This window comes from Agromyces sp. NPDC004153 (genome assembly GCF_053603635.1).
The window spans coordinates 489,536-506,561 of record NZ_JBSGFY010000001.1 but is presented as its reverse complement, the minus strand read 5'-3'; the positions used below and the strand labels follow the sequence as shown (position 1 = coordinate 506,561).

Below are 17,026 nucleotides of genomic sequence, written 5' to 3'. Positions count from 1 at the left end.
GTACGCGGCCCTAGTTGGCCGTGGCGCTTCGATGCGCCCCACCGCACATGAGCAACGCGGCCCCGGAGGCTATGTGCAGCGCCTTGATCCGGTACCTCGAACCTAACGCATTCGGTTGATGGGTGCAAGTAGAAAATAGCGCTTGATCAGGGACTTAACCCATTGGCCGACCATCGACTGACGTGAAGCTGTTCCTTAGCACGGCGATTTCAGCTCGCTAAGGGTTCGAGTTGGTGACCGTGTGACCGATGTGACCGTGTGTCAGAAGTGCACGGGCGGGGATTCGGGGCATGTGGCCGACTGTCTGCTGTTACCTCCTTCCCTAAGAGAAATAGAAGAGGCGGTGAGAGTAGCCCCGCCCGTGCTCACGCGAAACACGGTCACATCGGTCACACGGTCACCCGATACGTCGTGACGGCGCGACCCATGACCCATCGCTCGTGCGCGTGCACTTGACACCCTGGCCGCCCCCGCTGCGTCGCCTTCCCAGAGCGCGCGCCAGGCCGCCGAAGCTTTCGAGCCGGCCCCCGCAGCATCGTCGCCAGCATCGACCGCGCCGGGCACGCCGCAATAACCACCGCGCCCACTGTCGCGATTAGGGCGTATCCGGCTCGCTCACGACAAGGGAATCGGCAGTGAAGAATCGCACCTCGCCGCTCTCCAAAAGCACGGGGAAGGCCACGACCTTGACGCTGCCGCGGCCACGACCGACGCGCAGCGTGAGCACGTCGTGCGCCCATTCCTGTGCAACGACGCCGACCTCGCCGGCTCTCGTGGTCACGGTCGCGCCAAAGTAGATGTCGGTCATGGCCCGAGCGTAGGGCATCCTCCGGCGCCTAGTGGTGCCACTCGATGGTGACGGTGCGGGCCATCGCTTCGTCGCTCATGTTGCGGCGGTTGCCCTGACCGACGCTGTGCACCACCACGGTCGCCAGCGTTTCGAGGATGGCCCGCTTTCGGCTCAGCGGTAGCGCGTACCAGGCCGCCGCGACGTCGTCTTGGCCCACCACCTCGGCCAGCGCGTTGGTGTCGACGCCAGCCCTGAGCTGCTCATCGAGCTCGCCGATGCGGGCGTTGCCGCGACGGGTGAGCCGCACCCGCTCGGCGCGGTCGATGAGGCCGTCTTGCTCGTCGTCGCCTGCCTGGCGGATGGACACCTCAAGCCGCCGCCGCTCAGCCCTGAGCGCGTCGGTGTCGGCGCGGTCGCGCTCGGCGAGGAGGTCGACGGCGTCGGGCCGCGACAAGCGGGCGATGACGACGCGCTCGATGAAGTCGTCGAGGGGCGCACCGCGTCGCATGAAGTGGGCCATGCTGCGGCAACGGTAGCTCTGCACGCCGCGCTCGCCGCCGCCTGCGCGGATCGGCTCGCGGCACACGCCGCACACCGCGAGCCCTGAGAGCAGCCATTTGCGGGTCGGGCCGGGTGAGGTCTTGCGCTCGGGGTGCGCGAGGCGGGCCTTGGCTTCTTCCCATTCCTCGACGGTGACGATGGCGGGCCAGTCGCCAGCCTCGGTGGTCGCCAGCGTGACGGCGTCCTGGTCGTAGGGTCGCTGCTCTCCGGTGGGGTCGGGGATGGGCAGCCGCGCGGCGTAGTAGGGGCTAAGCAGCATGCGCCTGATCGTCGACACGCGGAACGGGTACCCCTCGGGGCGGCTCTTGGTGCCGTGGGTGCGCTTGCCTGCTGCGTTGAGGTCGCGGGCGATGGAGCCGAGCGGGATGCCGGCGAGGAAGGCGTCGTAGATGGCCCTGACGTCGCCCTCACGCTCGTCGTCGAGCTCGTAGGCCTGGGTGGTGCCGCGCTCGGCGCGCTCCTTCGTCGTGACCCAGCGGTAGCCGTAGGGCACGCGGCCTGACGTCGGCACGCCGGTCGCCCGTCGTGCGGCGTTGGCGAAGACGCGGCGTTCGGCCTTGATTTCGCTCTCGGCTCGCGACACCGACGTCAGCACGTTGGCGACGAGTCGCCCTGACGGGCTCGCGAGGTCGAGGGCGCCGTCAGTGGTGACGGTGTTGACGCGGGCGGCGCTGAGCTGCTCCAGTGCGGAGAGCGACCGGCCGAGGCGGTCGAGCTTGCGGACGATGAGCACGTCGAAGCGCCCGGCGCGGGCGTCGTCGAGCATCCGCGAGAAGGCGGTGCCCTCACCGCGGGCCTTGTAGCCGCTGACATTGTCGTCCTCGTAGACCTCGACGACGGTGTAGTCGCGGGACTCGGCGAGCTGGCGGCAGGCTTCGACTTGGCGTTTGATGCCCTCAGGCTCGGCGACCGACTGCCGTGCGTAGATCGCGGCTCGCAGCAATTTCGGCGTCTTCGGGGTCATGGGAAGAAGTATGCTCTAAAGCACCGACAGTCGCGGCGGTCGGCTTCGCGGGCCTGCTCGTCGTCATCCTCCGCGGCGACGAGGTGCGCGGCATCCTCACCGACCTCGTGCGGAATGCGCTCACGGTCGGATGACGGGGATCGGGGCAGCGTGACGGCCGAGTTCGCCGTCGCGCTGCCCGCGATCGCCCTCGTGCTCGCGGCGTGCCTCGCGGCCGTGCTCCTCGTCGCACAGCAGGTGCGGCTCGAGGACGCGGCGGCCGACGCCGCACGAGCGCTCGGCCGGGGCGAGTCGGAGGGCGCCGCGGGGTCGATCGCCGATCGGGTCTCGGGCGGTGCGCGGCTGTCCTCGTGGCACGAGGATCCATTCGTGTGCGTCGCCCTGAGCGCCGACGGGTCGGGCCTGCTCGCGGCGATCGAGCTGCGCGCGGAGTCCTGCGCGGTGGCGGGTGGACTGTGACGTCCGCGGCGTCGAGAGCACCACGCGCTCCGTCGGGCGAGGGGGGAGCGGCATCCGTGCTCGCCGTCGGGATCGTCGGCGCGACGGTCGCGCTCGCGGCCATGGTCCTGCCCGTGACCGCGGCGTTCGCGGCGTCCCAGCGTGCCGCCGGCGCCGCCGACGCGGCCGCGCTCGCCGCGGCGGACGCGCTGTCGGGTGCCGTGCCCGGCGTGCCCTGCGACCTCGCCGGGCGGATCGCAGCACGCAACGGCGCCGCGCTCGCCTCGTGCGAGACGGGCGGGCCCGTGGCATCCGTGACCGTCACCGTCTCGTCGTTCGCCGTCGAACTCCGAGCCGGCGCCAGGGCGGGCCCTCCGGGGTGGGACCCGTGAGCTCAGTCGAAGACGGTCTCGATGAAGCGGTACTCCACGGCGGTCGGACGATCGTCGTCCTCGGCGCCGAACTCGAGGCCCGCGGCCCGGGCGTAGATGTAGTGCTTGCCTTTGTCGGTGTTCAGCTCGAGGCGCGGGCGAGGATCGCCCGTCTCGAGGAAGGCGGTCGCGACCGTCTTCCCCTCGAGCGGACCGTCGATGAGTTTCGCCGTGTACGAGCTCGCGGAAGAGGTGTCCATGCCGCCATTCTCCTCCGCGCACAGCGAACTGCAAGGGCTCCGTCGGGGCGTCGCGACCCGCGTCCGACCGGCGCAGAATGGGTGCACTCACGGTCGATATGTGTATGGTGTGGCTGTCGGCGGACCGCTCCGCACGACGACGGCACACCGCTCGGGGGCGCGGCAACGATGTGCGTTCTCCCATCCACGGAACAAGAGGAGTCTGGTGTCAGGCGCGAAGAAACTGGTCATCGTCGAGTCGCCGACCAAGATGAAGTCGATCGCCCAGTACCTCGGCGACGGCTACGAGGTGCTGTCCTCGGTCGGCCACATCCGTGACCTCATCGAGCCGAAGAACCTCCCGGCCGAGCTCAAGAAGGGCTCGCTCGGCAAGTTCTCCGTCGACGTCGAGCACGACTTCGAGCCGTACTACGTCGTCTCGGACGCGAAGAAGAAGACGGTCGCCGAGCTCAAGCGGGCCCTGAAGAACGCCGACGAGCTCCTGCTCGCCACTGATGAGGACCGCGAGGGCGAGGCCATCGCATGGCACCTCCTTCAGGAGCTGAAGCCCAAGGTGCCCGTGCGCCGCATGGTGTTCCACGAGATCACCCGCGACGCCATCCAGAAGGCGAAGGACAACACGCGCGAGCTCGACACCGCGCTCGTCGACGCCCAGGAGACCCGCCGCATCCTCGACCGCCTCTACGGCTACGAGGTGTCGCCGGTGCTCTGGCGCAAGGTCGGGCCCGGGTTGTCGGCCGGGCGCGTCCAGTCGGCCGCCACGCGCCTCGTCGTCGACCGCGAGCGCGAGCGCCTCGCGTTCGTCGCTGCGGGCTACTGGGACCTCATCGGCCGGTTCGCGCCATCCGCCGTGGACGGCGAGCCGTCGTTCGAGGCGCGCCTGGTGCGCCTCGGCGGGGAGCGCGTCGCGACGGGTCGGGACTTCGACGACTCGGGCCGATTGAAGGGGAAGGCCGTCGTCCTCGACGAGCCCACGGCCCACGCCCTGGCCGCCGCCCTGCGCGACCACGCGGTCGCGCGCCGGGTGAGCAAGGTCGAGTCGAAGCCGTACTCGCGTCGTCCCGCCGCCCCGTTCACGACCTCGACGCTGCAGCAGGAGGCCGCACGCAAGCTCCGGCTCTCGGCCCGTGACACGATGCGCGTCGCGCAGTCCCTGTACGAGAACGGGTACATCACCTATATGCGCACCGACTCCACGTCGCTGTCGCAGCAGGCGATCACGGCCGCCCGCACGCAGGCCACGTCCCTCTACGGCGCCGACTCCATCCCCGACCAGCCCCGCACCTACGCGAGCCGGTCGAAGAACGCGCAGGAGGCGCACGAGGCCATCCGCCCCTCTGGCGACGTGTTCCGCACGCCCGCCGAGCTCGAGAAGGTGCTCCGCGGCAGCGAGTTCAAGCTCTACGACCTCATCTGGAAGCGCACCGTCGCCTCGCAGATGGCCGACGCCAAGGGGCAGACCGCGACCGTCACGATCGAGGTCGGTCCCACGTCAGCGGATGCCGCGACGCCCGCCGAGGCATCCGCCGCCGTGGCCGGCACCATCGCCGAGTTCACGGCCAGCGGCACGGTCATCACGTTCCGCGGCTTCCTCGCCGCCTACGAGGAGGGCCGCGACGAGGAGCGCAACGCCGACGACGCTCCGGGCGACGCCAAGCTGCCGCCGCTGAAGGAGGGCCAGGCGCTCGACCTCGCCGAGCTCGAGGCGAAGGGCCACGAGACGAGCCCGCCGCCGCGCTACACCGAGGCGAGCCTCGTGAAGCGACTCGAGGAGCTCGGCATCGGCCGTCCGTCGACGTTCGCGTCGATCATCTCCACGATCCTCGATCGCGGCTACGTCACGCAGCGCGGGCAGGCCCTCGTGCCGAGCTGGGTCGCGTTCAGCGTCGTCCGCCTCCTCGAGGAGCACTTCGGCGACCTCGTCGAGTACGACTTCACCGCGGAGATGGAGGACGACCTCGACCGGATCGCCTCGGGCGAGGCCGACCGCGTCGACTGGCTCAACGGGTTCTACTTCGGCTCCGACACGCACCGGGGGCTCCGCCAGGTCGTCGACAACCTCGGCGACATCGACGCCCGCGAGATCAACTCGGTGCGCATCGCGCCCGACGTGACGCTCCGCATCGGCAAGTACGGTCCGTACCTCGAGACCGTGGATCCCGATGCGGCGCCCGACGCCGCGCCGCGCCGGGTCAACCTTCCGCCCGACCTCGCGCCCGACGAGCTCACCGAGGCCAAGGCCCGGGAGCTGATCGACGCGCCCGTGCAGGGTGACCGCGTGCTCGGCGAGAACCCGGCGAACGGCAAGCAGGTCGTCGTCAAGGACGGCCGCTTCGGACCGTACGTCACCGAGCTCGAGCCCGAGCCCGAGGAGGCCGCGCCCGCGGTCGATCCCGCGACCGGCGAGGTCGTCGACGTCAAGCCCAAGCGCGGTGCCAAGAAGGCCGCCGCACCGAAGCCGCGCACGGCGTCGCTGTTCAAGAGCATGCAGGTCGAGGAGATCGACCTCGACACCGCCCTGAAGCTGCTCGACCTCCCGCGCGTGGTGGGGCTCGACCCCGAGTCGGGCGACGAGATCACCGCCCAGAACGGCCGGTACGGGCCCTACCTCAAGAAGGGCGCCGACACCCGCACCCTGCCGAGCGAGGACGCGATCTTCGAGATCGGCCTCGAGGGCGCGGTCGAGCTGTTCGCCCAGCCGAAGTACGGCGCCCGCCGGGCGTCGAGCGCGCTGAAGGAGTTCGACGACGATCCCGTGAGCGGCAAGCCGATCAAGGTGAAGGACGGCCGGTTCGGGCCCTACGTGACCGACGGCACCACGAACGCCACCATCCCGCGCGCGGAGTCGGTGGAGGACATCACGTTCGAGCGTGCGGTCGAGCTGCTGCAGATCAAGCGCGACAAGGGGCCCGCGGCGCCGCGCGCCAAGCGCACCACGACGGCGAAGAAGGCGCCGGCGAAGAAGGCGCCCGCCAAGAAGAGCAACGTGTGAGCCGCGGCGTCTTCATCACCCTCGAAGGCGGCGACGGCTCCGGCAAGACCACGCAGGCCGAGCTCCTGCGCGAATGGCTCTCGGGCGAGGGGCGCACCGTGGTGCGCACCCGCGAGCCCGGCGGCACCGAGGTCGGCGTCGAGATCCGCGAGATCGTGCTGCACCACCGCGGCGACATCTCGCCGCGAGCCGAGGCGCTGCTCTACGCGGCCGATCGCGCGCACCACGTCGCCACGGTCGTGCGCCCCGCCCTCGAGCGCGGCGAGATCGTGATCCAGGACCGCTACATCGACTCCTCCGTCGCCTACCAGGGGGTCGGCCGCGTGCTCGACCCCGAGGCCGTGCGCGGCCTGTCCGAGTGGGCGACCGAAGGGCTCGCGCCCGACCTCACGATCCTCCTCGACCTCGACGCGGATGCCGCGCGCGGGCGCCTCGACGAGTCGCGCACCCGCTACGACCGGCTCGAGGCCGAGGCATCCGAGTTCCACGACCGCGTGCGTGCCGCGTACCTCGCGCTCGCCGAGGCCGAGCCCGGCAGGTTCCTCGTCGTCGACGCCTCGCGGCCGGTCGACGAGATCGCCGGCGACATCCGCGGTCGGGTCGCGGACCTGCTCTGAGCGACGCACAGCCCACGGTCGGAAGCGGAGGGTAGCGTGGTCGCGTGAGCGTGTGGGACGAGCTGACGGGGCAGGAGCCCGCGATCGGCGTGTTCCGCGCCGCTGCGGCGGCCGCGGGCGGCGGCGCATCGCAGCAGATGACCCACTCGTGGCTCATCACGGGCCCGCCCGGCTCCGGTCGCTCGAACCTCGCCTACGCGTTCGCGACCGCGCTCATCGCCGGCGACCCCGACGGCGACGAGCCGACCCGCATCCAGGTCGAGGCGCGCAGCCATCCCGACCTGCACGTGCTCGCCACCGAGGGCGTCATCATCAAGCGCGACGACGTGCGCGAGATCGTGAAGCGCTCCCACTACGCGCCGTCGGTCGGGCGGCACCGCGTCATCATCGTCGAGGACGCCGACCGCATGACCGAGCAGACGTCGAACTTCCTCCTGAAGGAGCTCGAGGAGCCGCCCGAGCGCACCGTGTGGATCCTCTGCGCGCCGAGCGAGGCCGACCTGATCCCGACGATCCGCTCCCGGGTCCGCACCGTGCGCCTGCAGATGCCCACCGTCGCCGAGGTCGCCGCGCTCCTCGTGCGTCGCGACGGCGTCGACGAGGCGCTCGCCGAGCGATCGGCGCGCGAGGCCCAGTGCCACATCGGCATGGCCCACCGCCTCGCCACGAGCGAGGAGGCCCGTGAGCGTCGCGCCGAGACGCTCCGGCTCGCGCTCGGCGTGCGCTCGGCCGCCACGGCGGTCGCGACCGCGGCGCGCTTCCTCGAGATCGCGGGCGACGACGCCAAGGCCATCACCGAGCTCCGCGACGCCGAGGAGCGCGCGCACGCGCTGCACTCGCTCGGGCTCGCGCCCGGACAGGCCGTGCCGGCTGCGCTCCGGCCGCAGCTGAAGGCGCTCGAGGACGACCAGAAGCGCCGCGCCACCCGGAGCCTGCGCGACGGCATCGACCGCATCCTGGTCGACCTCGCCTCGCTCTACCGCGACGTCCTGCTCATCCAGCTCGACGCCGAGGTCGACCTCGTCAATCGCGAGATCGCCGAGCCGATGCGCCGGGCCGCGGCATCCGCCACGCCGGCGCAGACGCTCGCGACGCTCGACGCCATCCAGGAGACGCGCGAGCGCATCGAGGGGAACGTGCAGCCCGCACTCGCCCTCGAGGCGATGCTCGTCAGTGCCATCCGCCCGACCGTGAACGAACGGGGAGCCGCATGACCGACCGACGCCCGAGCACGAGCGGCCCGATGCCGCGTGCCCGCCGCCTGGGGATCGGCGCCGTCGCCCTCGCGGTGCTCGCCGCCCTCACGGGGTGCATGCCGACCTTCCTCGACCAGTCGAAGCCGGTCTCGACGCCGACCGGGGAGGACGTCGCCGCCGACCTGCAGCCGTTCTACTCGCAGGTGCTGGAGTGGGAGCGCTGCGGCGACGGGCTGGGTTGCGCCACTGCCAAGGCCCCGCTCGACTGGGACGATCCCGGCAAGGGCGAGGTCGAGCTGGCCCTGGTGCGGCACGTCGCGACGGGCGACCGCATCGGCTCCCTGCTCGTGAACCCCGGCGGTCCGGGCGGCTCCGGCTACGACTTCATCGCCGAGTCGCTCGAGTACGCCGTCGGACAGCCGCTGCAGGAGCGGTTCGACGTCGTCGGCTTCGACCCGCGGGGCGTCGGCCGTTCGACCGCGGTCGAGTGCTACGACGCGGCGCAGATGGACGACTACCTCTACGGCATCGTGCCCGCCGAGCGCGGCAGCGACGAGTGGATCGAGTTCGTGGGCGATGCCGCCGGCGACTTCGGCACGGCCTGCGCCGAGCAGACCGGCGACCTGCTCGGCGAGGTCGACACCGTGAGCGCGGCCCGCGACCTCGACCTGCTGCGCGCGATCCTCGGCGACCAGCAGCTCAACTACCTCGGGTACTCGTACGGCACGTTCCTCGGCGCCACCTACGCCGACCTCTACCCCGACAAGGTCGGGAGGCTGGTGCTCGACGGCGCGATCGATCCGTCCGCGAGCGACACCGAGGTCACGCAGGCGCAGGCCGTGGGCTTCGAGCACGCCCTGCGCGCCTACCTCGAGGACTGCCTCACCGGCACCGACTGCCCGTTCACCGGCTCGGTCGACGCCTCGATGCAGGAGGTCGCCGATCTCCTCGCCTCGGTCGACCGGAGCCCCCTGCGCGGCTCGGATGGCCGCATGGTCGGCGCCGACACGCTGCTCACGGCGATCATCTACCCGCTCTACAGCCCCGAGTCGTGGCCGTACCTCAGCCAGATGCTCGAGTCGGTCATGCTCGGCGATGCCGACCTCGCCCTCTCGTTCGCCGACGGGTACAACGGGCGCAACGAGGACGGCACGTATCGCGACAACTCGACCGAGGCGTTCCGCGCCGTGAACTGCCTCGACTACACCTACCAGTCCGACGTGGAGGTCATGCGCGAGAAGGCGGCCGCCATCGCACAGGCCGCCCCGACGATCGGTCCGTACTTCGGCTTCGGCGACCTGAGTTGCAACCAGTGGCCGTACCAGGGCGACCGGGAGCGCGGCGAGATCCATGCGGCCGGCGCGGCGCCCATCCTCGTGGTCGGCACCACGGGCGACCCCGCCACGCCCTACGACTGGGCGGTCTCGCTCGCCGACCAGCTCGACAGCGGCGTGCTCGTCACCTACCAGGGCGAGGGGCACACGGCCTACAACAAGTCCAACGCCTGCGTCAGTGACGCCGTCGAGACCTACCTCATCGACGGAACCGTCCCTGTCGGCGACCCGCGCTGCTGACGTGGTCAACGACGCTCGCGAAACCCGCTAACATAGACTCTCGTGCCAGCCGGATCGCCCAGGCGAGACGGATGCCACGCCGCCTTAGCTCAGTCGGCAGAGCGATTCACTCGTAATGAATAGGTCGAGGGTTCGATTCCCTCAGGCGGCTCGCGAGACACGAAGGGCCCGGAGCGATCCGGGCCCTTCGTCGTCGGTGCGACGCAACGTCGACGATCAGCCGATGACCTTCCGGATCTCGGTCGCGTACGCCGAGTAGCCCGTGGCGTTCGGGTGGAAGCCGGCCGTCATGTCGAACCAGGACCAGTCGTTGATCCACGCGTTCCGGCTGCCGATGCCGTGCCCGGCGAACGCGGCCTCGACGTCGACGAACACGGCGCCGTTCGCCGCCGCCGCGGCCGCCACGGCGTCGTTCAGCGCCGCGGTGTCGACGTTCACGCGCGCCGCCCACTGGTAGCCGCTCGGCTCGTCGAAGAGCAGCGGATACCCCGTCACCACGACCTTCGCCTCGGGCGCCCGCGCGCGGATCGCCTGCACCGCCGCCGCGACGTTCGCCGCCACCGTGCCGTTCGCGATGAGGGTCTCGGCGTTGGCGAGGCTCGACTGGCACGAGCTCGTGACGACGAACACGAAGCAGTTCTGCATGACCGTCGAGAACCCGACGTCGTTGCCGACCGCGGTAAGCGTCACGCGTTTCGCAGTCGTCGGGATCGCCGGCACCTGCGAGGAGATCACGATCGCGGTGGAGGCGCCGGTGCAGGCCGGGAACGCCGTGAGCCGGAGGTTCGCATCGGCGTCGAGCAGCTTCGGATAGCCGAGCGAGCTGCGGTTGCAGGCGGTGTCGAGGTACGGCCGCGCGCCGGTTCCGGCGGCGAACGAGTCGCCGACCGCGGCGTACTCGAGTTCCGTGGTCCCGCCGCCGCCCGAGCCGCCGCCTCCACCGCCCGGGGGCTTGCCGGGCTTGTCGGGCTTGCCGGCCGAGACGGCCGCCGTCGCGGCATCCGCTGGACCTGCGACCGCTGCGCCGAGGGCGAGCGCTGCGGCGGCGAGGAGCGCGGCGCCGATCAGGGCGAGCCGACGCGTCGCCGACTCGCGTTCCGCGCGGATCACAGTGCGGCCCGGATCGTGTTCGCGTATGCCAGGTACCCGGCCGGGGTCGGGTGGAACGCCTCGAGCGAAGGCGGCGGGATGATCCACGGGTCGGCCGATCCGATGCCGTGACCGGCGAAGGCGTCGACGACGTCCACGTATTCGAAGCCGGGCCCTGCGGCGTTGACCGCACCGGAGATGGTCGCGTTCAGCTGCAGCACGCCGGCGTTCACGAACGCCGACTGCGGGATGGTCGGGTCGAGCAGGAGCGGATAGCCCGTGACCACGACGGTCGCCTTCGGCGCGGACGCGCGGACGGTCGCGAAGGTCGTGACGAGGTCCTGAGCGAGCGGGGTCAGGTTCGCCAGGGCGGCCTGCACGGCGGCCTGGCACTGCTCCGGAGTGCCGGTCAGGCAGGCGATCGTGACCGCCTCGAGGCCGAGGTCGTTGGCGCCGGCCGTGAACGTGATGAGCCGGGTTCGCAGGTCGAGTCCGCCGAGCTGGTCCGCCGCGACGTCGTCGACCGTGGCACCGACGCAGCCGCGCAGCGATGAGTGCTGGGCCCGGCCGGGATCATCGGCGAGATCGGCCGCGTAGCCGTTCGGGCTCGTGAGGCACGGGTCGAGGTAGTCGCCGCCGCCGACGCCGGCGGCGTACGAGTCGCCCAGGGCGGCGTAGGACGACTTGTCGGGGGAGGGGCCCGGGCCACCGGGTGCCGCGTGGGCGGGCAGAGCGCCGAAGACCGTCGCCGAGGCGACGAGGATCGAAGCGCCGGCGAGCGTCGCGAGACGCCGGGAACTCGACAGCGTTGTCATGCACGGAGGGTAGTGCCTGAGCGGATGATCCCGCGCGACCCAGTTCGGGGGCGGACGTACGTCGCCCGGACTCCTCGGCCCCGGGCCTGCGTGCGGACGCCCGCTCCACGTGCGCGATGCGGACGCATGAACGCCGGGCCCCGTCAAGGGGGCGCGGTGCGGACGGAGGCTCGTTATCCTTGCGGCACGTCCGACGTGTCGATGACCCGATCGACCGCGAGTTCGAGCATCGGAGGCCCGATGGGCAAACTCACCTACCACTCCACCCTCACCGTCGACTTCGACGACCGGGTCCTCGCCCACCTGCAGCTGGTGATCGGGGCGAAACTCCGTCGCGCCGAGTCGTTCTACTTCAGCTGGCGGGACGACCCCGCCATCGGCGACGGCCGCAGCACGCTGTGGCTGCATCCGACCATCCCGCTCCACTTCAAGTACGCCGGCGGGCGCCAGCCGTCGATCAACCGCGCGTGGATCGACCTGCTGATGAGCGCGGCGAACTCGCCGAGCGGATTGCACCTGATGCCCGAGCCCGAGGACACGGGGGCCGGCGGAGAGCGGGAGTCATGAAGCGCATCGGCATCATCTACGCCGGACGGGACTTCTCGGTCGGCCAGGAGGACTTCGACCAGATGAAGGAGGAGATCGAGGCGGCGCATCGCACCGGTGTCGCCACCTGGATCTCGGTCAACCACGGCGAGGGGCGGCCCCAGCCGGCCGAGCTGCTCGTCGGCCCGGGCATCCCGATCGCCATCCTGCCGATCCCGCCCGACATCGTCGAGCCGGCGGTGCCCGGGGAGGTGGATGCCGCTGCCGCCGCGGTGGAGGGCGACGCCCGGGGCGTGGGCTCGGCGACGACGGCCGTCCGGGGCGAGATCGGCCCCGATGGCGAGCCGGTCCCGGTGGAGTAGCGGCTCGGGCGCAGCTCGACGGAGCGGTTCAGACCTCGTCGGTCCAGTCGTATCCCGCCGTGCCCTCGGGCTCGACCGCCGACGGACGAGCCACCGGGTGCATGGGCGCGAGGTCCGCGGTGAGGGCGCGCAGCCGGGCGACAAGCGGTTCGTCGACGATCTCCTCGCCGGCGTCGCCGTCGAGCGACTCCGTGACGAGCTGGCTCGCGGGTCCGACGAGGAAGTTGACCACGCCGGGCGTTCCGTCGGTGTGTCGAACGGGGATCTCGATGGCGGCGGCGGATCCCTGCCGTGCGAGCGCGGCGGCGTACTCGACGAGGGCTCGTGCCACCTCCGTGCCCGTCAGGAAGCGGTCGCCGGCGTAGTAGATCCGTTCCATGACGTCCACGAAAACAGTCGCGCTGATCTCGGGCAATCCCTTGACTCTGGCGCAGCGACTCGGGAAGCGTCGTGAACGGCGGTGCCGCGTCGCAGCCTGATCGCGCTCTCGCGGCGGCACTAGGCTGGCGCCATGACCGATCGACTGCGCTGGGGCATCCTCGCGACGGGCGGCATCGCCCACGCCTTCACGAACGACTTGCGGCTCAACGGCTTCACCGTCCAGGCGGTGGGCTCCCGCACCCAGGCGTCCGCCGACGCGTTCGCCGCCGAGTTCGAGATCCCGAACGCGCACGGCAGCTACGAGGCGCTCGCCGGCGACCCCGAGGTCGACGTGGTGTACGTGTCGACGCCGCATCCGCTGCACGCGGGCGCCGCGCGCCTCCTGCTCGAGGCGGGCAAGCACGTGCTCGTCGAGAAGCCGTTCACGGTCAACGCGCGTGAGGCTCAGGAGATCGCTGACCTCGCCGCTTCGCGCGGGCTCCTCGCCCTCGAGGCGATGTGGACCCGCTACCTGCCGCACATGGCCCGCGTGCGCGAGATCATCGCCGAGGGCACGCTGGGCGAGGTGCGCACCCTCATCGTCGACCACACCCAGAAGCTCTCCGCCGACCCCGCGCACCGCATCAACGCGCTCGAGCTCGGCGGCGGCGCGCTGCTCGACCTCGGCATCTACCCCGTGTCGTTCTCGTGGGACCTGTTCGGCGCGCCGCTCACGATCGAGTCGACCGCCACCTTCAAGGACACGGGCGCCGACGCGCAGATCGCGAACATCTTCGGCTACGACGGGGGTCGTGTCGCCTCGATGCTCTCGGCGACCGACACGCTCGGACCGAACACCGCCGTCGTGATCGGCACGGAGGCGCGCATCGAGATCGACCGCGTCTGGTACACCCCCACGAGCTTCCGCGTGATCGACGCCGACGGCGCCGTGCTCGAGGAGTTCCGCTCCGAGGTCACCGGCCGCGGCATGCACTTCCAGGCGGAGGCCGTCGAGCGGCTCGTCGCCGAAGGCAACCTGCGCGGCGACCTGCTCACGATCGACGAGACGGTCGCGATCATGGGCACGCTCGACGCGATCCGCGAGCAGATCGGGCTGCGCTACCCGGGCGAGTGACGGTCAGCCGGCGTTCGGGCGACGGTCAGGTTCCGCTGCAGGCCGCCGCGTACAATTCCCCGAATGGTCGACGAAACGGATGCCGCGGGCGACGCCCGTCCGTCGGCCGACCCCGCGGGCGACGCCCGTCCGTCGGCTGACCCCGTCGGCCCGCTCGACCCTGCTGGGCAGGTCGACCCCGCAGGGCCCGCCGGCCCCGTCGACGCTGCGGCCGGGCCCACGGCCCACCGGCAGGGGTTCGGGGCATCCGTCGCCGCGTTCGCACGCAGGCACCGCCTCGCGCTCTCGATCACCGCCGGCGCGGTCGCGCTCGCGCTGCTCGGCACGGGTGCCGTGTTCGCCGGCGCCGCCGTCGCGGGCGGCGACCGCGTCGAGGCCACCGCCGCCACGTCGACCCCCACGCCCACCGCCGACCCGGCCCGCCCGGCGCCCGCGTCCGCCGCGGCCGCGAGTCGGATCCGCACCTGCTCGGTCGGCGACCGCGCCGCCGACGGCCGCCTCGCGAACCTGCAGGCGCAGGTCGTGAACGCCACGACGGGCGAGGTGCTCTACGACCGCGGGGGCGGCACGGCGTCGCGGACCGCGAGCGTCATGAAGGTGCTCACGTCGGCCGCGGCCCTCTCGGTGCTCGGCCCCGACTACCGCGCCACGACGACCGTCGTGAAGGGGTCGGAGCCCGGCTCGGTCGTGCTCGTCGGCGGCGGCGACGTGACGCTCTCGCGCACCTCGAGCGGCGACGAGACCGTCTACCCGGGTGCCGCGCACCTCGACGACCTCGCCGCGCAGGTGCGCGCGGCGTGGGACGCCGACCCGTCGAACCCGCCGCTCACCAAGCTGATCCTCGATGCGAGCTACTTCGGCGGCGACGAATGGGAGCCCAGCTGGGATCCGGCGGAGCGCGAGTACGGCTACATGTCGAACATCACCGCGCTGCAGGTCGACGGCGACCGGGACGACCCGAACGCCGAGACCTCCTGGCGCAGCGGCGATCCCATCGGTCGCGCCGGCGACGCGTTCGCCGGCGAGCTCGGCGGCATCTCGGTGATCGAGCGCGGCACCGCCCCCGCGGGTGCGGCGCAGCTCGGCGCCGTCTCCTCGCCGACCGTGGCGCAGCTCATCGACAAGGCCCTCGTCGTCTCCGACAACTCCGTCGCCGAGATGCTCGGTCGCCTCGTCGCCATCAGGACGGGTGCGGGCAACACGTTCGGCGCGATCAACGCGGGCGTGCTTCAGGGCCTCGCCGCGTACGGCGTCGACACCACGGGCATCACCGTGGTCGACGGCTCGGGTCTCAGCGACAACAACGCGGTCCCGCCGTCGTACCTCACGCGGCTGTTCGTGAAGATCAACGCCCGCGAGGCGAACCTCGGCATCATCATGGACGGCCTGCCCGTGTCGGGCCAGCGCGGCTCGCTCTCGTACAGCGACCGGTTCGCGGGCGACAACGCCGTGGCCGACGGCGCCGTCTCGGCGAAGACCGGCTGGATCGAGACCGGCTACACGCTCTCGGGCGTCATCCGCGCGCAGGACGGCGCGACGCTCACCTTCGCGATCTACGCGCTCGGCGACGTCGTCGACGACACCAAGCAGGCCATCGACACGCTCACGACCGGCTTCTTCCTCTGCGGCGACAACCTGTCGAACACGTGACCGGCTCGGGCGCGACGGCGAGGGCGGGCGTGCAGCGGATGCCGCGAGCCGACGTCGCGGCGCTCACCCGCGAGCTCGTCGCGGTCGATGCGACCAACCCGTCGCTCGTGCCCGGCGGCGCCGGCGAGCGCGAGCTCGCGGAGCTCGTCGCGGCCTGGCTCGCCGAGCGCGGCTTCGACGTGCGGCTGGTGGGCGCGGACCCGTCGCGGCCGAGCGTGCTGGCGCGCCGTCGCGGCACGGGCGGCGGCCGCACCCTGCTGCTCGCCGGGCACCTCGACACCGTGGGCGGCACCGGCGTGGGCTCCGGCGCCGGCACGGGCGGGTCGGAGGCCGCGGCCGACGAGCCCGGCGCGCACGAACCCGATTCCGATCGCATCGTCGGCCGCGGGGCCTACGACATGGCGGGCGGGCTCGCCGCGGCGATGGTCGCGGCGGCGGCCGCTCCCCACGACCTCCCCGGCGACGTCGTGCTCGCGTTCGCGTCCGACGAGGAGTTCGGCTCGGTCGGCATGGAGGAACTGCTGGCGGCGATCGACGCGGAGGACCCGGAGGATGCCGGGGACGGCGACGATGCGAGCGCGGTCGGCGGCGCGGCATCCGCTCGGCTCGCCCTGCCGCGCCCCGACGGCGCGATCGTGCTCGAGCCGACCGACCTCGAGGTGACCCTCGCGCACCGCGGCTTCGCGTGGTACCGCGTCGAGTACGAGGGCGTCGCGGCGCACGGGTCGCAGCCCGAGTTCGGCGTCGACGCGATCGACCGCGCGCTCGACGGGCTCGTCGCCCTGCGCACGCTCGCCGCCGAGCTCGGCGCGCGGCCGCGGCATCCGCTGCTGGGGGCCCGCAGCGTGCGCGTGGCGACGATCGAGGGCGGCACGGATGCCGCGACCGTCGCCGCCCGTTGCGTGCTCGTCGTCGAGCGGCGCACGCTGCCCGGCGAGCCCGACCCGGGTGCCGAGCTCGAGCGCGTGCTCGCGTCCTCGGGGCCCGCCCGCGTCCTGGAGCTCGTCGCCCGGCCGGCGATGGAGGCCGATCCGGCATCCCCGATCGCGCGGGCGGTGCTGGCCTCGGTCGAGCGTAGGAGCGGTGCGCCCGCCGCGCGGCGGGGCGACCCGTGGTGGACGGATGCGGGGCTCATCGCGGCCGCGGGCATCCCCGCGGTGCTCGTGGGTCCTGTCGGGGGCGGCGCGCACGCCGACGAGGAGTGGGTTTCGGCGGACTCGCTGGAGCGGCTTGTCGACGTGGTCGCTGGCGCCATCGGCGCATTCTGCGGCGAGAATGGACCGTAAGGCGATGGCCGGAGAGCGGA

17 protein-coding genes, 1 tRNA gene and 1 pseudogene are annotated in these 17,026 nt (G+C 72.0%); 13 read left to right on the top strand and 6 right to left on the bottom strand.

Annotation, left to right across the window (positions count from 1 at the left end; translation table 11 throughout):
• Nucleotides 1-595: 595 nt before the first annotated feature.
• Both ACWEOH_RS02375 and ACWEOH_RS02370 read right to left on the bottom strand, forming a co-directional pair.
• On the bottom strand, nucleotides 596-808 hold the full coding sequence (locus ACWEOH_RS02375) for a hypothetical protein (RefSeq protein WP_452027912.1): 213 nt from the start codon (nucleotides 806-808) through the stop codon (nucleotides 596-598).
• A 28-nt stretch (nucleotides 809-836) separates the two neighbouring features.
• Nucleotides 837-2,315, bottom strand: a complete 1,479-nt coding sequence (locus tag ACWEOH_RS02370) for a recombinase family protein (RefSeq protein ID WP_452027910.1) — start codon at nucleotides 2,313-2,315, stop codon at nucleotides 837-839.
• Nucleotides 2,316-2,341: 26 nt separating this feature from the next.
• On the opposite strand from ACWEOH_RS02370, the pseudogene ACWEOH_RS02365 reads away from it, so the two are divergent.
• The 3 genes and pseudogenes from ACWEOH_RS02365 to ACWEOH_RS02355 form a co-directional block, all read left to right on the top strand.
• Nucleotides 2,342-2,449 (top strand): annotated as a pseudogene (locus ACWEOH_RS02365) (DUF4244 domain-containing protein); the annotation flags it as partial.
• A 16-nt stretch (nucleotides 2,450-2,465) separates the two neighbouring features.
• On the top strand, nucleotides 2,466-2,774 hold the full coding sequence (locus tag ACWEOH_RS02360; protein ID WP_452027908.1) for a TadE family type IV pilus minor pilin: 309 nt from the start codon (nucleotides 2,466-2,468) through the stop codon (nucleotides 2,772-2,774).
• Nucleotides 2,666-3,145: an Rv3654c family TadE-like protein gene (locus tag ACWEOH_RS02355; protein WP_452027906.1), complete on the top strand. Its 480-nt coding sequence runs from the start codon at nucleotides 2,666-2,668 to the stop codon at nucleotides 3,143-3,145. Before ACWEOH_RS02360 ends, ACWEOH_RS02355 begins: the two co-directional genes overlap by 109 nt.
• 2 nt (nucleotides 3,146-3,147) lie before the next feature.
• On the opposite strand, the gene ACWEOH_RS02350 is transcribed toward ACWEOH_RS02355, so the two are convergent.
• On the bottom strand, nucleotides 3,148-3,384 hold the full coding sequence (locus ACWEOH_RS02350) for a hypothetical protein (protein WP_148732086.1): 237 nt from the start codon (nucleotides 3,382-3,384) through the stop codon (nucleotides 3,148-3,150).
• A gap of 205 nt (nucleotides 3,385-3,589) precedes the next feature.
• Between ACWEOH_RS02350 and topA the strand changes: the two genes are divergently transcribed.
• From topA to ACWEOH_RS02325, 5 genes are all read left to right on the top strand, one after another.
• Nucleotides 3,590-6,376: a type I DNA topoisomerase gene (topA, locus tag ACWEOH_RS02345; protein WP_452027904.1), complete on the top strand. Its 2,787-nt coding sequence runs from the start codon at nucleotides 3,590-3,592 to the stop codon at nucleotides 6,374-6,376.
• Nucleotides 6,373-6,993, top strand: coding sequence for a dTMP kinase (gene tmk, locus ACWEOH_RS02340; protein WP_452027902.1), 621 nt, complete (start codon nucleotides 6,373-6,375; stop codon nucleotides 6,991-6,993). Before topA ends, tmk begins: the two co-directional genes overlap by 4 nt.
• Nucleotides 6,994-7,037: 44 nt before the next feature.
• Nucleotides 7,038-8,207, top strand: a complete 1,170-nt coding sequence (locus tag ACWEOH_RS02335; RefSeq protein WP_452027900.1) for a DNA polymerase III subunit delta' — start codon at nucleotides 7,038-7,040, stop codon at nucleotides 8,205-8,207.
• Entirely contained in the window at nucleotides 8,204-9,763 is a 1,560-nt protein-coding gene (locus ACWEOH_RS02330) for an alpha/beta hydrolase (RefSeq protein WP_452027898.1), read from the top strand. The genes ACWEOH_RS02335 and ACWEOH_RS02330 overlap by 4 nt, the downstream gene beginning before the upstream one ends.
• Nucleotides 9,764-9,841: 78 nt before the next feature.
• A tRNA-Thr gene (locus ACWEOH_RS02325) sits at nucleotides 9,842-9,914 on the top strand.
• Between the two features lie 65 nt (nucleotides 9,915-9,979).
• Here the strand turns inward: ACWEOH_RS02325 and ACWEOH_RS02320 are convergent.
• Complete coding sequence (locus ACWEOH_RS02320; protein ID WP_452027896.1) at nucleotides 9,980-10,873, bottom strand: SGNH/GDSL hydrolase family protein; 894 nt, start codon at nucleotides 10,871-10,873, stop codon at nucleotides 9,980-9,982.
• Nucleotides 10,870-11,667 (bottom strand): SGNH/GDSL hydrolase family protein, encoded by a 798-nt coding sequence (locus tag ACWEOH_RS02315; protein ID WP_452027894.1) that lies wholly within the window; start codon nucleotides 11,665-11,667, stop codon nucleotides 10,870-10,872. The genes ACWEOH_RS02320 and ACWEOH_RS02315 overlap by 4 nt, the downstream gene beginning before the upstream one ends.
• 240 nt (nucleotides 11,668-11,907) lie before the next feature.
• Here ACWEOH_RS02315 and ACWEOH_RS02310 point away from each other — a divergent pair, with 240 nt between their 5' ends.
• Both ACWEOH_RS02310 and ACWEOH_RS02305 read left to right on the top strand, forming a co-directional pair.
• Nucleotides 11,908-12,234 (top strand): DUF7882 family protein, encoded by a 327-nt coding sequence (locus ACWEOH_RS02310; protein WP_452027892.1) that lies wholly within the window; start codon nucleotides 11,908-11,910, stop codon nucleotides 12,232-12,234.
• A complete protein-coding gene (locus tag ACWEOH_RS02305; RefSeq protein ID WP_452027890.1) occupies nucleotides 12,231-12,575 on the top strand; it encodes a hypothetical protein in 345 nt (114 codons plus the stop codon). Before ACWEOH_RS02310 ends, ACWEOH_RS02305 begins: the two co-directional genes overlap by 4 nt.
• 28 nt (nucleotides 12,576-12,603) lie before the next feature.
• Here ACWEOH_RS02305 and ACWEOH_RS02300 read toward each other — a convergent pair whose 3' ends face one another.
• Nucleotides 12,604-12,954: a hypothetical protein gene (locus ACWEOH_RS02300; protein WP_452027888.1), complete on the bottom strand. Its 351-nt coding sequence runs from the start codon at nucleotides 12,952-12,954 to the stop codon at nucleotides 12,604-12,606.
• A gap of 132 nt (nucleotides 12,955-13,086) precedes the next feature.
• On the opposite strand from ACWEOH_RS02300, the gene ACWEOH_RS02295 reads away from it, so the two are divergent.
• From ACWEOH_RS02295 to ACWEOH_RS02285, 3 genes are all read left to right on the top strand, one after another.
• Nucleotides 13,087-14,070: a Gfo/Idh/MocA family protein gene (locus ACWEOH_RS02295; RefSeq protein WP_452027886.1), complete on the top strand. Its 984-nt coding sequence runs from the start codon at nucleotides 13,087-13,089 to the stop codon at nucleotides 14,068-14,070.
• 63 nt (nucleotides 14,071-14,133) lie between these two features.
• A complete protein-coding gene (locus ACWEOH_RS02290) occupies nucleotides 14,134-15,720 on the top strand; it encodes a D-alanyl-D-alanine carboxypeptidase/D-alanyl-D-alanine-endopeptidase (protein ID WP_452027884.1) in 1,587 nt (528 codons plus the stop codon).
• The gene (locus ACWEOH_RS02285) at nucleotides 15,717-17,006 is read left to right on the top strand and encodes a M20/M25/M40 family metallo-hydrolase (RefSeq protein WP_452027882.1); all 1,290 of its coding nucleotides are present in this window, start codon (nucleotides 15,717-15,719) and stop codon (nucleotides 17,004-17,006) included. Before ACWEOH_RS02290 ends, ACWEOH_RS02285 begins: the two co-directional genes overlap by 4 nt.
• Nucleotides 17,007-17,026 lie beyond the last annotated feature (20 nt).

Bases quoted from the DNA above. Each gene is read 5' to 3' on its own strand.
- ACWEOH_RS02290 (WP_452027884.1), top strand. From the start codon at position 14,134: ATGGTCGACGAAACGGATGCCGCGGGCGACGCCCGTCCGTCGGCCGAC.
- ACWEOH_RS02305 (WP_452027890.1), top strand. From the start codon at position 12,231: ATGAAGCGCATCGGCATCATCTACGCCGGACGGGACTTCTCGGTCGGC.
- ACWEOH_RS02350 (WP_148732086.1), bottom strand. From the start codon at position 3,384: ATGGACACCTCTTCCGCGAGCTCGTACACGGCGAAACTCATCGACGGT.
- ACWEOH_RS02300 (WP_452027888.1), bottom strand. From the start codon at position 12,954: ATGGAACGGATCTACTACGCCGGCGACCGCTTCCTGACGGGCACGGAG.
- ACWEOH_RS02315 (WP_452027894.1), bottom strand. From the start codon at position 11,667: ATGACAACGCTGTCGAGTTCCCGGCGTCTCGCGACGCTCGCCGGCGCT.
- ACWEOH_RS02375 (WP_452027912.1), bottom strand. From the start codon at position 808: ATGACCGACATCTACTTTGGCGCGACCGTGACCACGAGAGCCGGCGAG.
- ACWEOH_RS02295 (WP_452027886.1), top strand. From the start codon at position 13,087: ATGACCGATCGACTGCGCTGGGGCATCCTCGCGACGGGCGGCATCGCC.
- ACWEOH_RS02370 (WP_452027910.1), bottom strand. From the start codon at position 2,315: ATGACCCCGAAGACGCCGAAATTGCTGCGAGCCGCGATCTACGCACGG.
- ACWEOH_RS02330 (WP_452027898.1), top strand. From the start codon at position 8,204: ATGACCGACCGACGCCCGAGCACGAGCGGCCCGATGCCGCGTGCCCGC.
- ACWEOH_RS02310 (WP_452027892.1), top strand. From the start codon at position 11,908: ATGGGCAAACTCACCTACCACTCCACCCTCACCGTCGACTTCGACGAC.